This window comes from Fictibacillus sp. FJAT-27399 (assembly GCF_001510655.1).
GTDB lineage: Bacteria > Bacillota > Bacilli > Bacillales > Fictibacillaceae > Fictibacillus_C > Fictibacillus_C marinisediminis.
Window position 1 is genome coordinate 334,757 of the sequence record NZ_LMVC01000002.1, and the last position, 13,547, is coordinate 348,303.

The following is a 13,547-nucleotide window of genomic DNA, read 5'->3' on the forward strand; positions in this document are numbered from 1 at the left end:
TTGAAGAAGGAAAAATGGGTTTCATATCGAAGTTAATTTGGTGTTCATTAGGGGGAATAAATTTCATTCTCTTTATTTCCGGATCTGGATGGCTAAAACCGTGTTTATTTTTGATACGAAAGAAGGATTCAAAACAGGGAAGAAAAACCGCAATGCTTTTAAAATAATAAAAGGGATGGTTAGTTATTAAGGAAAAAATGATTAAAAATCCAAGTAAGATACATATTATTGGTTCAGTAGGAAGCGGGAAAACAACGTTAGCAAGGACACTTTCATCTCGTTTAAATGTTCCGTACATTGAACTGGACAACGTCGTATGGAAAAGGAACAAGCCTGAAGATATAAGAAGAAGTGATGAAGAGAGGGATCAGTATCTGAATGAAATCATTTCCTCTGAAAAATGGATTGTAGAGGGAGTTCACCATACTTGGGTGAATCCAAGTTTTCAAAATGCAGATGTTATTATCCTCTTAGATACTGATTATTCTAAACGGACTATTAGAATCATAAAGAGATTCGTTTATCAAAAATTAAAAATCGAAAAGGCAAATTACAGGCCAACGTTAAAGATCTTCAGGAACATGTTTATATGGAACTCCTACTTTGAAAAGGAAAGTAAACCCAAAATATTAAAACTACTAAACCAATATGATCACAAACTGATTATATTAAAGAACAACCAGGATATTGAAAAATATTTCAATTAAAGTAAATAGGAAAACAGGGTGATTCTATGAAAACGATCGGTTTAATTGGTGGTATGAGCTGGGAATCCACCGCAGAATATTACCGAAAAATAAATGAAGAAGTTAAAAACAGATTAGGTGGTTTGCATTCAGCAGAGTGCCTGTTATACAGCATTGATTTTGAAGAGATTGAACGCTGTCAGGCAGCAGGCGATTGGGAAAGTGCCGGAAAAATCCTGGGGAATGTTGCTGGGTCCTTAGAAAAAGCAGGCGCCGATTTCATTGTGATCTGTACGAACACCATGCATAAAGTAATCAATGATATACAGAAAAAAATAAATATACCCATACTGCATATTGCTGATGCCACAGCTTTTCAAATTCACAAATCAAAAATAAAAAACGTTGGATTGCTTGGCACTAAATATACGATGGAACAGGATTTCTACAAATCACGAATAGAGTCTCAAGGTATTCATGTTTTTGTACCAGACAAAGAGGATAGGGAAAGAATTAATCAAGTTATTTATGAAGAGTTATGTTTAGGGGAGATTAAGCAATCATCAAAGGATTATTATAAAGAGGTTATTAATCAATTGGTTGCTTCTGGAGCGGAAGGGATTATTTTGGGCTGTACAGAGATCGGATTACTCGTAAAACCAGAAGATTCAGAAGTGCCATTATTTGATACAGCTTTAATACATGCAACTGAAGCGGTTAATATGTCTTTAGGAGATACGTGAGACTCAAAAGGAAAAATCAGTAAGAGAGCGGGGATGCTTTTAATGGATCATCGAACAATGGTGTTAACAGGTTCACCGTGGGAGCCGGTCGTAGGATAATGCAGAGCTATCCGTATACGTAAACGTGTAGAAGTTGCCGGCACCACTGCCATGAAAGACGGGCAGGTAATGGGTGAGGGTCGAACGAAATCATCGCTTCTTTCAATGAATTAGAAACTTCTTTATACAACTACATTAGTCAAAACATGGATAAAGTGGCTTATATGCGAATTCGTGAACTAGCAGATAAAACGCATGTATCAACAGCTACGATTTTACGTTTTTGCAGGAAACTAAATTGTGAGGGTTTTTCCGAATTTAAAATAAGGCTTAAAATGCAATTAAAAGAGAATAAAAAGACGACGATCAAAAGTTCCCAACAATCAGTAGTAGAATTTTTTGAACGGACTTTAAAAGGTGATATAGAAGAAAAAGTCAGGAAAGCTGCAAGTTTAGTCACCAAAGCGGGATAGGAAGCTCAGGTATTCTTGCTGAATATGGAGCTAGATATTTCTCAAGTTTAGGTAAATTTTCGTTATATATCTTTCCGATTCACTCCAAACTCCGCAATAATAGCGTAACCATTGCTTTATCTGTCTCAGGAGAAAATAATTTTACAGTCACTCATCTTAACATTCTTAAACAAGAAGGAAGTAAAATAATCAGTATTACAAACAATAAACTATCTACCATTGCGAAAATTTCTGATATAAACATTCCGTATTATGTAACCGAGGAATCTTTTGAAGAAGGCTAATATTACTGCACAAGTGCCTGTTGTTTATATACTGGAATCCATTGCTCGTGAGGTACATAAACTTAATCAATAGGATGAATCACAACCTTTACGAAAATAGCCATAAGAAAAGAGGAAGAGCTGTAAGCAATAGCTCTTCCTCTTATTTTATTTGCGGTGCATTTTAAATTCCAGGAACAGCTCGTTATAGTACGCCAAATTCTTTTTCCCAAGGTTCTCGTATACCTCAAGCTTTTCAGTAAGCTGTGGCGACGGGTAAAAGCGTTCATCGTTCACGGTTTCTTTCGGCATGTAAGATAGAGCTTTTTTGTTTGGCGTTGAATAGTTGACGTATTCTGCATTTTTAGCGGCTATCTTTGGATCAAGCATAAAGTTGATGAACTTGTGTGCCGCTTTTTTATTTTTTGCTGTTTTCGGGATGACCATATTGTCGAACCACAAGTTGGAGCCTTCCTTAGGAACAACATACTCTAAGTCCTTGTTTTCGCTCATGATTTCTGAAGCGACCCCGGACCAGACAAGCCCGATTGAAGCTTCTTCATTTTCAAGCAGCAATCTGCTCTCATCCCCAACGATGCCTTTGATATTCGGTGTCAGAGTATCCAGTTTTCTTTTTGCCTTCTGAAGGTGGGCATGATTCGTATCATTCAGGGAATAACCGATGCTGTTGAGTCCCATGCCCATCACTTCGCGGGCTCCGTCGATCAGAAGAATCTTGTTCCGAAGGCTGGGATCCCATAAATCGTTCCAGCTCGTAATCTTCTTGCCGCCGAGCATTTTTGGATTATAGACGATGCCGACTGTACCCCAGAAATAAGGAACTGAATATTTATTGTTTTCATCAAACGGGAGGTCCATGAATCGCTTATCGATATAATGCAAATTCGGAAGCTTGGAATGATCGAGAGGAATGAGCAGATGCTCCTTCCTCATTTTATCGATCATGTATTCAGACGGAATAGCAATATCATACGTAGTCCCGCCTTGCTCAATCTTTGTCAGCATTGCTTCATTCGAATCAAACGTTTCATAGATGACTTTAATGCCGTGTTCTTTTTCAAACCGTTTGATCAGCTGGGGATCAATATAATCGCCCCAGTTGTAGATCGTCAGGGTATTCCGCCCTGAATACCCCTCTGAGTTGTTCAGCTCAGAAACAGTATAAAAGAGAACCGCAGAAACAAGAATGATCGCCAGGAAAAAACGGACAAGCTTCCTCATTTTTTAACCCCCCATCCGTTCGGCTTGTTGCGCTGAGATATGAAATAATACACAACCACAAGCACGAGTGTAAAAAGGAACAAGAGGGTGGACAGCGCGTTGACATTCAACGAAATTCCACGGCGGGCCAATGAGTAAATCTCAACAGAAAGCGTAGTAAAACCGTTTCCGGTAACAAAGAACGTAACCGCAAAATCATCCAGAGAGTACGTCAGCGCCATAAAGAAGCCGGCAAAAATTCCAGGCGTGATGTAGGGCAGAACAACTTTGGTCAACACATTCCAGTGGCTTGCTCCAAGATCTCTGGCTGCATCGATCAGCGTCGGACTCATCTCGGACAGCTTGGGAAGGATCATCAGAACGACGATCGGAATACTGAACGCGATATGTGAGAGCAAGACGGAAAACATGCCAAGCTTCACTCCTGCCATCGTGAACAGGATGAGGAAGGAGGCACCAATTATAACGTCCGGACTGACGATCAGTACGTTGTTCAGTGACAGCAGCGTGTTTTTCGTCTGCCGTTTCTTCATGCTGTGGATGCCTAGTGCTCCGAAAATCCCGATAATGGTTGCAAATAAAGAGGAAAGAAGAGCAATCACAAACGTATTCAGCACGATGATCAGCAAGCGTGAATCCTGAAAGAGCTCCTTGTACCAATAGAGTGTAAAGCTTTTGAAGCCGTACATCGTTCCACCGGTGTTGAACGAGTAGAACACAAGAAAGAAGATCGGTGCATAAAGGATAAGGAATATCAACACGAGAAAGATTCGTGACATCGAGTTTATTTTATTATCCAACTTATACACCTCGTTTCCGGTTCCCTGTCACACTCATGATCAGGAACATGATAATAATTAAGAAAACCGCAATCGTCGAACCCATGCCCCAGTCACGGGTGACAAGAAAATGCTGTTCAATCGCTGTACCAAGCGTAATGACGCGGTTTCCTGCGATCAAGCGTGTGAGCATGAATAGAGACAGCGCAGGGATAAATACGACCTGGCAGCCTGACTTTACGCCATCAATCGTTAAAGGGAAGATGACGCGGCGAAATGTTGTCCACTTGGATGCCCCCAAATCATTGGCTGCATCCAATAAGGTAGGATTCATTTCATTCAATGAGTTAAAAATCGGCAAAATCATGAACGGTATGAAAATATAAACCGATACAAATATAAAACTGAAATCAGTGAACAGGATCTGTTTCGATCCAACACCTATGGCTTCCAAGAAGCTGTTCGCGATTCCTTTTGTCCCGAAGATGCCCAGGAAAGCATAGGCTTTCAAGAGCAGGTTGATCCAGGAAGGAACGATGATCAATAACAGCCATAGCTGCTTATGCTTCGTTTTCGTCAGCAAATAAGCCGTCGGGTAAGAGATGATAAAGGAAATAAGTGTGATCAAAAACGCATACCAGAACGAACTGAAGGTCATCTTCAAATAAACCGGCGTAAAAAAGTTCTTGTAATTCACCAGTGAAAAGTGACCCTCGATATCAAAAAACGAATAATAAAGAACAAGAAGAAGCGGTGCAATAACGAAAAGAACAATCCATATTGCATAAGGCAAAAGGTAAAGATTTCGGGTGATCTTATTGTTCATGAGCATCTCCAGCAGTATAAGCCTCAAGACGCCGGTCGAAATCTGCTTCTGACTCCCCAAACCGCATGACATGGATGGCTTCCGAATCGAAATATAATCCGATTTCGTTTCCTGCATCTGCCTTTTTCGTAGAATGGACAAGCCATTCATTGCCGTCTTTATCGTAGCAGCTGATCTCATAGTGAACCCCGCGGAACAGCTGTGAATCTACACGCACCTTAAGTTTTCCTCGTTCAAGCGTTGTAATCTCCAAATCTTCCGGACGTATCACAATTTCTACCGGTTCGTTAGCGTTCAGTCCTCTATCGACACACTCAAACTGTCCTCCGACGAACTCTACAAGATAATCTTTGATCATTTTTCCTTCTACGATATTGGACTCCCCGATAAAATCAGCGACAAACCGGTTGATCGGTTCATCATAAATATCAATTGGCGTACCGCTTTGCTGAATTTTCCCCTTGTTTAATACAAAAATCTCATCAGACATGGCAAGAGCTTCTTCCTGGTCATGGGTAACAAAAATAAAGGTAATTCCCAGTCTCCTTTGCAGCTCACGCAATTCATACTGCATTTCTGTCCTCAGTTTTAAGTCGAGAGCAGATAACGGCTCGTCAAGCAGGATGACTTCCGGCTCGTTGACGATAGCCCTTGCAATGGCCACACGCTGGCGCTGGCCTCCGGACATTTCCCGGATCTCACGCGTCTCATAGCCTTCCAAGTTAACAAAGCTGAGCGCTTCTTTCACTTTCTTTTGTATCTCGTTGTTTTTCAACTTTTTAATACGAAGTCCGAATGCCACATTTTCAAATACATTTAAATGCGGGAATAGTGCGTAATCCTGAAAAACGGTATTAACCTGGCGTTTATTCGCCGGTACATCATTAATCTTCTTGTTGTTAAAATAAATTTCTCCTTCAGATGCCTCCGTAAAGCCAGCGATCAAGCGAAGTATGGTTGTTTTTCCGCAGCCGGAAGGACCGAGAAGCGTATAAAATTTTCCCCGTTCAATTTCAAAGCTGACGTTATCGAGCACTGCCGGATCATCGTCATATTGCTTTGTCACATTTTTAAATTGAATAATTTCGTTGGTCATCGCAACCCCTCATCTACCTGTTTTTCTTCTATTCTGAATGGACAGTAGTCCACAAAATTTTACTTTTTTATACTGAATAATTATACATGAAAACTTTGTGCTTTTAATACAAAAACAGGCAAATAAAACTCCTTGAAAGTTTATGGCTCATAAGGTTGTCATAAAAAGATAATGAAAGTATCGGGTTATTCCAAATAATAGCAGACCAAGGGAAGGGATTATGTATCAATTCTTCAAATCCATTCAGGGGAATCTGTCCGGTTTCAGACTTTAGATGAGGGCTGGGGGTTAGAACCATTGGTCAGTCTCGCCAAAAAAAGGAAAAAGTTCGAACCTCGGGAAATGCCAAGGGACCAGGGACATGCTCTTTGCGGCCCTGTTTATATCCATGAAGCCTTACCAGGCAAGACATTGGAAATTAGGATAAATGATATTGTTCCGGGAGGGAGGATACCCTCATAGTGTGAACGATGGGCTAGGACTGGCAGAGGGGGAGGAATTTCTTCTCAGCTGGGGATTAGATTCGACTCACATGACAGGAAAGAGCCAATTTTGACATGAAGTTCCGCTGAAGCCTTTCATGGGGATTATGGGGATGCCTCCGAATGAAGAGGGAATCCATTCCACAACGCCTCCCCGTTTTTGCGGAGGCAATATAGATTGCAAAGAGCTTGTTTCTGGGACAACATTGTACTTGCCGATCTCTGTAGAGGGCGCTTTGTTTTCAGCAGGAGACGGTCATGGTGTCCAGGGAGATGGCGAGGTTGGCGTATCGGCATTAGAATGTCCAATGGAACGTGTCGATCTAACGTTTATTGTAAGGGATGATTTGAAACTGAAAATGCCCAGCGCTGAAACGCAAACAGAATGGATCTCTTTTGGTTTTCATGAGGGTCTCGATGAGGCTATGATTATTGCGCTTGATGGCATGCTTGATATCATGCAGAGTGAATACGGGCTAAAACGAAAAGAAGCACTGACTTTGGCGAGTTTAGGTGTGGATATGCGAATTACTCAAGTGGTTAACGGGGTAAAAGGAGTTCACGCTATGTTAAATAAAAAATTTATTAAAAGGTAAATGTAAAAGGCACCTGGGTACGATAATTCGATGTGACAACCGTTAATCCATCGAAATAACGTCATCGAATGATCATATTCTTTGTTTTTTTTGCTCTGGGCATCTATTCTATGTTTGTATGGTTTGTGATCCTGAATCTTACAGTATACCTTGAAAGCGAGGGGATAAGAAAGATATGACAAATGGAATCGAGGAGAGTCAGAGGGAGAAGGAGTTTCTTCCTTCTATCGTTGCTTTCGGAGACTCGATAACCGCGATGGAATGGCCGGATTATTTTAAAGAGCGATTGGTGAAAGAATCCGTACCGTGTCATTTGCTGAGGCGGGGAATCAGCGGGAACAAGGTATTAACTGACAGCCCAGAACATTATAATTTTGGTGTATCGGGCATTAAACGATTTAAGCAGGATGCACTTGGAACTTCAGATGTTAAGTATGTAATTGTCCTGCATGGCGTGAATGATATCATTCATTCCTGTGGATCAAATCCAATCTCAGAAGAAGTTGAAGCGGAAGAAATTATTGAAGGCTTAAAAACTTATATCAAGTGGGCGCATGAAAAAAATATACAGATATTCGGCGGGACGCTCCTGCCCTTCGGCGGATATAGAGGGGTTACTGATACCGAGGAAGCCAAGCGGCAGAAGGTAAACCATTGGATCCGGAACTCTGGAGAATTTGATCAAGTCATTGATTTTGAGGCAGTTGTACAAGATCCAAATCATCCTGAAAGACTTTTACGAGAATTCGATTCGGGGGATCACCTTCATCCAAGCAGCAAAGGGTCGGAGGCATTGGCGGAATGCATTGAACTTCATTTCTTTGACTGAAAGTGAAAGCGCTTTACTAGAATTGAGGAGGAGATAAATGATGGTCTATACAGCAGAAAAGAATCGTTATGAGTCTATGAAATATAACAGAAGCGGCCGCTCCGGGCTGCTTCTTCCTGCGATTTCTCTTGGTCTCTGGCATAATTTCGGCGGAGTCGACAGCTTTGAAAATGGCCGCGCGATGCTGAGAAGAGCGTTTGATCTCGGTATTACCCATTTTGACCTGGCTAACAATTATGGACCGCCTGCAGGTTCTGCAGAAGAAATGTTTGGTAAGATGTTAAAGACTGATTTCGCTCCGTACCGTGATGAAATGATCATCTCGAGCAAAGCCGGTTATTACATGTGGCCGGGACCATATGGGGAATGGGGATCCAAAAAGTATTTGATTGCAAGCCTGGATCAGAGCCTGAAGCGTATGGGGCTCGATTATGTGGATATTTTTTACTCCCACCGTCCGGATCCTAATACTCCTCTTGAAGAAACGATGGGAGCGCTGGATGCTATCGTTCGCCAGGGGAAAGCACTTTACGTGGGGATTTCCAGCTACAGCCCGGAACAAACGACGGAAGCTATTAAAATTTTGAATGATCTGGGAACACCGCTCGTTATCCACCAGCCGAGCTATTCCATGCTAAACCGCTGGATCGAAGACGGACTTCAGGATGTTTTAGAGGAAAACGGGGTAGGGTCCATCGCGTTTTGCCCGCTTGCCCAAGGCTTGTTGACGAAAAAATATATAAGCGGTGTGCCGTCTGATTCACGTGCGGCAAAATCGACTGGAGCGTTGGGAGAGAATGAAGTCACTCCTGAAGTAGTTGAAAGAGTCCGCAGACTCAATGAAATCGCTGCAGACAGAGGACAGAGCCTTCCTCAAATGGCACTGTCATGGGTTCTTCGCGGCGGTAAGGTAACTTCTGCTTTAATAGGTGCAAGCAGAGTGAGTCAAATTGAAGAAAATATTGCAGCACTGGATAACCTTGATTTCAGTGATGAAGAGCTAGAAAGAATTGATGATATTTTAACCGTAAACAGCTCTGTACGATAAATCCTTTTTTAAATCGAGAAAACCCGGATCTGACAAAGGATCCGGGTTTTTATTATTTCTCTTTAGAAAATAAGGGGCGGTCAAAGACAAAGATTGTCATGGCAATATCAGCCTCAATGTCGATATCAGAAAAAATACGCAGGATGGCTGCACCAGCAAGATCTTCAAACTTTCTGCGGACACTGAGATCGGTATAAATTTTTTTCACGAGACCGGTACGTGCTTCGTGAACCATTTTCTCGCCTTCTTTTGAACCCATCATGAATTTTTCGATATTCGTAAGGTTTCCTTTCATCTCACTAACGGCCCAAGAGCCAACAAAGCGTGTGCTGATTTCCTTTGGACCGTTGCCGACAAATTCCTTGCGTATTTCACGGACAAGCATACTGAATTGATGCTCTATATTTTTGGTCATTGTATCCTTCTCCTTGTATCCTTTAATCGTTTGCCTTTAGGCGTCAGCATGATATAGCTGATAACCAGCAGAAGGATGACGATTGAAAGCCAAAAGTTTCCTAATGGATTGGCGTTGTTGACGATAATGTAACGGACACCCGCCGTAATTCCAATGTATAGAAGATAGCTAAGCGGAAAGTGGTGGCTTTCGCTAAAGTAGGTCACAATCATGGAAATAAAGGCGAAATATAAGAAAAACACGAGTACTTTACCAAGTATATCATGAACATTGTGATTCCCTGTGCAGGCGTCCATGAAAATATAGATAAGCTCTCTGAAAAGAAAAAATACCAGCATACCGCCAAGCAGAACAAGGGAGAGATTTAATAATTTTTGTAAACCATTACTGATGGTTTTCCACTTTTCCGGTAAGATTATTTCTAGCATGCGGACCATCTTACTCCTTCAATCCTTCCCCGACACCTTTTAACAGGTTCATACCGAATCCGATTGCCCTGTTAATGTCAGGGTCTTTTAGGGCTTTCATGAGATCGAAAATGCCTACCTTATCATTACTGATAAGTCCCTTTTCCGCCCTTTGAATTCCATTGCCAAGGCTGCTCATCAGTTTCTTCGTCATTTCAGGGTTGGTATCGGACAAGACACCGGCCGCCGCCATCATATTATTAATGGCATTGGTCATCTGGGGGCGGAGCAGCTGTTCAACCGCAATCCCCGCCACCTTCTCCTTCGCTTCAACAAGGCCATTCACCGATCCTAAAATTCCGCTGTCATGAAGCTGCTGAAAAAGCTTGATCAGTTCCTTTATTCCATCTGCACTCTTTGCAAGATCCTCTACAATCGTTTCAATTTGCTGCTCCTGCATTTCTTTTTCGGTTCGTGTTGAATGAACAATCTTTGTAATAGGCTGTGCCATTATCGTCGGCCTCCCACTGGTACATTAATATCGGCAATTGGCACGTAATCCTCTCGGGCCCACTTGCGTTCGACCTGAACACCAGCCTGAGGGTTCCGTTCTGCATATCGCGGATTATACATTGGAAGCGGTGTTCTGCCTTTAACTTGAATAAGTTCCATTCGTACTTTTGTCTGCTTATAGGCAGGAGTCTGGGTCCGGACGTCACCAACACTGCCGGTCAGCATATTAATGGCATTTTCGTGGCTTACAGAATGCATCGGTACATACAATTCATTTCCTTTGACCCGGTCTGTGACGATACAGCGCAATTTAATAAAACCGTACGGTGAGATCAGGCGGACAGAAGAGCCGTCCTGAAGGCCTCTTTCACTGGCGAGTTCAGGCGAAACTTCAACAAAGACTTCAGGAAGCTTGTACTGGATGCCTTTTGACTTGTTTGTCATATTGCCTTCATGAAAATGTTCAAGCAGACGGCCGTTGTTCAAGATCAGATCAAATTCCTTTTCATAATCCACTGGCTGCACGTATTCAGCAAGGGAGAAGCGTGCTTTGCTGTCAGGGAAGTTAAAGCGCTCAGTGTAAAGAAGCGGCTCATCACTGCCATCTTTTTGCACCGGCCAGACGAGGCTGTTCCATCCCTCTAGACGGTCATAGCTGACTCCGGCAAAAATAGGGGCAAGGCGTGCAATTTCATCCATAATTTCACGAGGATGTGAATAGTTCCAGTCCATTCCCATCTGCCTAGCGATCTGCTGGATGATCCACCAGTCCGGCTTGGATTCTCCCATAGGTTCAAGCGCCTGATACAAACGCTGAACGCGGCGTTCTGTATTGGTGAATGTGCCATCCTTCTCCAGTGATGGAGAAGCTGGAAGGACAACGTCGGCAAATTGAGCCGTTTTTGTAAAGAAAACATCCTGAACGACAAAGAATTCCAGTTTGCCTAGCATGTCATGGACATGATTGGAATTGGAATCCACCCAGGCCATGTCTTCTCCCATCAAATACATGGATTTTAAATTGCCTTTTTCCACTTCCTGAAGCATTTCAATGTTTGTAAATCCTGCTTTAGGGGAGATGGATACTCCATATGCTTCTTCAAATTTTGCACGTGCAGCATCATCGGACAGTCTCTGGTTCCCGGGAAGCCATTGAGGAAGAGTTCCCATGTCACAGGAGCCTTGTACATTATTATGCCCGCGCAGCGGATAAGCTCCTGCACCCGGGCGCCCGAAGTTGCCAGTAGCCAGCAGCAGGTTTGCAATCGCAGCAGACGTATGGGATCCGGCGATATTTTGCGTAACACCCATTCCCCAAAGAACACAGGTGCCGTCTGCTTCATGAATCATTTCCGCCGTTTTGATCATCTGTTCTTTTGAAAGTCCTGTGACTTCCTCTGCATATTCAAGCGTATATTTTCTAAGCAGGTGAAGGTAGTCCTCATACTGGTTAACCCTTTCCCTGATAAAGTCCTCATCATGCCAGCCTTGATCGATGATGTATTTGGTTACCGCCGCCAGCCAGACGAGGTCAGAACCTTGTTTCGGGTGCAGGTAAAGATCGGATCGCTCCGCCATTTCATGTCTGCGAAGATCAGAAACAATCAATTTTTGTCCATAAAGTTTCTTCGCCCGTTTGACACGTGTGGCCAATACAGGATGTCCTTCTGTAGGATTGGCCCCGATAATGATGACAAGTCCGGCTCTTGCGATATCTTTGATCGTACCGGAATCTCCGCCGTACCCGACTGTTGCAAGCAAACCGTCGGTGGCAGGGGATTGGCAATAACGTGAACAGTTATCCACATTGTTCGTTTCAAATACTTGCCTGGCCAGTTTCTGCATAAGATAGGAATCTTCATTTGTCGTTTTGGATGAACTGACAAAACCTAACGCATTGCTCCCATACGTATTTTTGATATGGCTCAATTTTTCACCGATAAGGGAAAGAGCCTCCTCCCAGGTTGCTGATACAAACTCATCGCCTTTGCGGATGAGCGGTGCAGTGAGGCGCTGGTCACTGTTCACAAAATCCCACCCGAATTTCCCTTTGATACAGGTAGAAACACTGTTAACTGGTGCATCTTCGGAAGGTTCAATTTTTAAAATCTGGCGGCCTTTCGTCCATACTTCAAATGAACAGCCGACTCCGCAGAAGGTACAAACAGTCTTTGTTTTTTTTGTACGGGTTTCACGCATGGCAGCTTCCACTTCAGAAACTGCAAAAATTCCGCTGTATCCGGGTTCCACTTCTTTTATGAGGTCGACCATCGGATTGAGCAGGTCCTGCTTGATTCCGGTCATGAAACCCGCTTCCCCAAGCATTGATTTTTCCATTAAGGCATTGCACGGACAGACGGTTGCACATTGACCGCAGGAGACGCAGGAAGATTCATTGATTAATTTATCGTTGTCCCATATAACCCTGGGCATCTTTCTTTCCCAGTCAATCGTCAGTGTTTCATTCACTTGAAGATCCTGGCATACTTCTACACATTTTCCGCAAAGGATGCATTGATTCGGGTCATAGCGGTAGAAGGGATGGGACATATCCACTTCATAACCTTTCTCACGGAACGGGCGAGTTTGATGCTCTACCTCCAATAGTTCTGCCGTGTTGTGGACCTTACAGTTTCCATTGTTATTATCACAAACCGTACAGTAGAGAAGGTGATTCTCTAAAATTCGATCCATCGCCTCGTTCTGGGCTGATTTTGCAGAATGAGAGGAGGTAAGAATATTCATGCCTTCCTTTACTTCGGTGGAGCAGGCTCTCATCAGCTTTCCATCGATTTCACACATGCACGTATCACACGTCTGGATCGGCCCCAGTGTTTCCGAATAGCAGATGTGCGGGTGCTCTACACCTTGTGCCAGAAGATGATCCAGTACCCTGGTCCCTTCCTCAGCCTCCTGTAAATTCCCGTTTATTTCAATCCTAATCTTGTTTGCCACTTTACTTTCCTCCTATTAGAAAACATAAAAAAAACCCACTATAAAACAATCTGTGCTTTTGCTGCACAAATTCCTTTACAGTGGGTTAATTGCTAAGCATTTTAAATACCAGCCATCCATCCCGCTATTCCATTAAATGACAAGCTCTTCCAGCA

14 protein-coding genes and 2 pseudogenes are annotated in these 13,547 nt (G+C 42.9%); 8 read left to right on the top strand and 8 right to left on the bottom strand.

What is annotated here, in order from left to right; translation table 11 throughout:
• Window positions 1–88: 88 nt before the first annotated feature.
• From AR335_RS23750 to AR335_RS06795, 5 genes and pseudogenes are all read left to right on the top strand, one after another.
• Window positions 89–190 carry a DUF3977 family protein gene (locus AR335_RS23750; protein ID WP_156418883.1) on the top strand — a complete coding sequence of 34 codons (102 nt, stop codon included), beginning with the start codon at window positions 89–91 and terminating at the stop codon, window positions 188–190.
• A gap of 7 nt (window positions 191–197) precedes the next feature.
• Window positions 198–707, top strand: coding sequence for an AAA family ATPase (locus tag AR335_RS06785; RefSeq protein ID WP_062233498.1), 510 nt, complete (start codon window positions 198–200; stop codon window positions 705–707).
• 26 nt (window positions 708–733) lie between these two features.
• Window positions 734–1,429 carry an aspartate/glutamate racemase family protein gene (locus AR335_RS06790; RefSeq protein WP_062233502.1) on the top strand — a complete coding sequence of 232 codons (696 nt, stop codon included), beginning with the start codon at window positions 734–736 and terminating at the stop codon, window positions 1,427–1,429.
• 42 nt (window positions 1,430–1,471) lie between these two features.
• Window positions 1,472–1,609: pseudogene (locus AR335_RS24855) on the top strand (RidA family protein); the annotation flags it as partial.
• An 8-nt stretch (window positions 1,610–1,617) separates the two neighbouring features.
• Window positions 1,618–2,298: pseudogene (locus AR335_RS06795) on the top strand (MurR/RpiR family transcriptional regulator).
• 74 nt (window positions 2,299–2,372) lie between these two features.
• Here AR335_RS06795 and AR335_RS06800 read toward each other — a convergent pair.
• The 4 genes from AR335_RS06800 to AR335_RS06815 are packed head-to-tail and all read right to left on the bottom strand — an operon-like array spanning window position 2,373 to window position 6,147.
• Complete coding sequence (locus AR335_RS06800; protein WP_062233505.1) at window positions 2,373–3,446, bottom strand: ABC transporter substrate-binding protein; 1,074 nt, start codon at window positions 3,444–3,446, stop codon at window positions 2,373–2,375.
• Window positions 3,443–4,225 carry an ABC transporter permease gene (locus tag AR335_RS06805; RefSeq protein WP_369795825.1) on the bottom strand — a complete coding sequence of 261 codons (783 nt, stop codon included), beginning with the start codon at window positions 4,223–4,225 and terminating at the stop codon, window positions 3,443–3,445. The genes AR335_RS06800 and AR335_RS06805 overlap by 4 nt, the downstream gene beginning before the upstream one ends.
• Window positions 4,226–4,247: 22 nt before the next feature.
• Window positions 4,248–5,051, bottom strand: coding sequence for an ABC transporter permease (locus AR335_RS06810; protein ID WP_062233510.1), 804 nt, complete (start codon window positions 5,049–5,051; stop codon window positions 4,248–4,250).
• Window positions 5,041–6,147, bottom strand: a complete 1,107-nt coding sequence (locus AR335_RS06815) for an ABC transporter ATP-binding protein (protein WP_062233513.1) — start codon at window positions 6,145–6,147, stop codon at window positions 5,041–5,043. The genes AR335_RS06810 and AR335_RS06815 overlap by 11 nt, the downstream gene beginning before the upstream one ends.
• A gap of 595 nt (window positions 6,148–6,742) precedes the next feature.
• On the opposite strand from AR335_RS06815, the gene AR335_RS23760 reads away from it, so the two are divergent.
• From AR335_RS23760 to mgrA, 3 genes are all read left to right on the top strand, one after another.
• Window positions 6,743–7,225, top strand: a complete 483-nt coding sequence (locus AR335_RS23760; protein WP_199805064.1) for an acetamidase/formamidase family protein — start codon at window positions 6,743–6,745, stop codon at window positions 7,223–7,225.
• A gap of 175 nt (window positions 7,226–7,400) precedes the next feature.
• Window positions 7,401–8,054, top strand: a complete 654-nt coding sequence (locus AR335_RS06825; RefSeq protein ID WP_053357431.1) for a GDSL-type esterase/lipase family protein — start codon at window positions 7,401–7,403, stop codon at window positions 8,052–8,054.
• Window positions 8,055–8,094: 40 nt separating this feature from the next.
• Window positions 8,095–9,102, top strand: coding sequence for an L-glyceraldehyde 3-phosphate reductase (mgrA, locus tag AR335_RS06830; RefSeq protein ID WP_062236926.1), 1,008 nt, complete (start codon window positions 8,095–8,097; stop codon window positions 9,100–9,102).
• 52 nt (window positions 9,103–9,154) lie between these two features.
• Here mgrA and AR335_RS06835 read toward each other — a convergent pair whose 3' ends face one another.
• From AR335_RS06835 to fdhF, 4 genes are read right to left on the bottom strand one after another with little or no spacing between them, the layout of a single operon-like run.
• Window positions 9,155–9,517, bottom strand: a complete 363-nt coding sequence (locus AR335_RS06835; RefSeq protein WP_053357432.1) for a DUF2294 domain-containing protein — start codon at window positions 9,515–9,517, stop codon at window positions 9,155–9,157.
• A complete protein-coding gene (locus AR335_RS06840; protein ID WP_062236928.1) occupies window positions 9,514–9,945 on the bottom strand; it encodes a phosphate-starvation-inducible protein PsiE in 432 nt (143 codons plus the stop codon). The genes AR335_RS06835 and AR335_RS06840 overlap by 4 nt, the downstream gene beginning before the upstream one ends.
• 10 nt (window positions 9,946–9,955) lie before the next feature.
• Window positions 9,956–10,435 (bottom strand): DUF1641 domain-containing protein, encoded by a 480-nt coding sequence (locus tag AR335_RS06845; protein WP_062233516.1) that lies wholly within the window; start codon window positions 10,433–10,435, stop codon window positions 9,956–9,958.
• The gene (gene fdhF / locus AR335_RS06850) at window positions 10,435–13,392 is read right to left on the bottom strand and encodes a formate dehydrogenase subunit alpha (protein ID WP_062233519.1); all 2,958 of its coding nucleotides are present in this window, start codon (window positions 13,390–13,392) and stop codon (window positions 10,435–10,437) included. Before fdhF ends, AR335_RS06845 begins: the two co-directional genes overlap by 1 nt.
• Window positions 13,393–13,547: the final 155 nt, after the last annotated feature.

Excerpts from the sequence above, each read along its gene's own strand:
- AR335_RS23750 (WP_156418883.1), top strand. The coding sequence starts at position 89 with ATGGCTAAAACCGTGTTTATTTTTGATACGAAAGAAGGATTCAAAACA.
- AR335_RS06785 (WP_062233498.1), top strand. The coding sequence starts at position 198 with ATGATTAAAAATCCAAGTAAGATACATATTATTGGTTCAGTAGGAAGC.
- AR335_RS06790 (WP_062233502.1), top strand. The coding sequence starts at position 734 with ATGAAAACGATCGGTTTAATTGGTGGTATGAGCTGGGAATCCACCGCA.
- AR335_RS06800 (WP_062233505.1), bottom strand. The coding sequence starts at position 3,446 with ATGAGGAAGCTTGTCCGTTTTTTCCTGGCGATCATTCTTGTTTCTGCG.
- AR335_RS06805 (WP_369795825.1), bottom strand. The coding sequence starts at position 4,225 with ATGTCACGAATCTTTCTCGTGTTGATATTCCTTATCCTTTATGCACCG.
- AR335_RS06810 (WP_062233510.1), bottom strand. The coding sequence starts at position 5,051 with ATGAACAATAAGATCACCCGAAATCTTTACCTTTTGCCTTATGCAATA.
- AR335_RS06815 (WP_062233513.1), bottom strand. The coding sequence starts at position 6,147 with ATGACCAACGAAATTATTCAATTTAAAAATGTGACAAAGCAATATGAC.
- AR335_RS23760 (WP_199805064.1), top strand. The coding sequence starts at position 6,743 with ATGCCTCCGAATGAAGAGGGAATCCATTCCACAACGCCTCCCCGTTTT.
- AR335_RS06825 (WP_053357431.1), top strand. The coding sequence starts at position 7,401 with ATGACAAATGGAATCGAGGAGAGTCAGAGGGAGAAGGAGTTTCTTCCT.
- mgrA (WP_062236926.1), top strand. The coding sequence starts at position 8,095 with ATGGTCTATACAGCAGAAAAGAATCGTTATGAGTCTATGAAATATAAC.
- AR335_RS06835 (WP_053357432.1), bottom strand. The coding sequence starts at position 9,517 with ATGACCAAAAATATAGAGCATCAATTCAGTATGCTTGTCCGTGAAATA.
- AR335_RS06840 (WP_062236928.1), bottom strand. The coding sequence starts at position 9,945 with ATGCTAGAAATAATCTTACCGGAAAAGTGGAAAACCATCAGTAATGGT.
- AR335_RS06845 (WP_062233516.1), bottom strand. The coding sequence starts at position 10,435 with ATGGCACAGCCTATTACAAAGATTGTTCATTCAACACGAACCGAAAAA.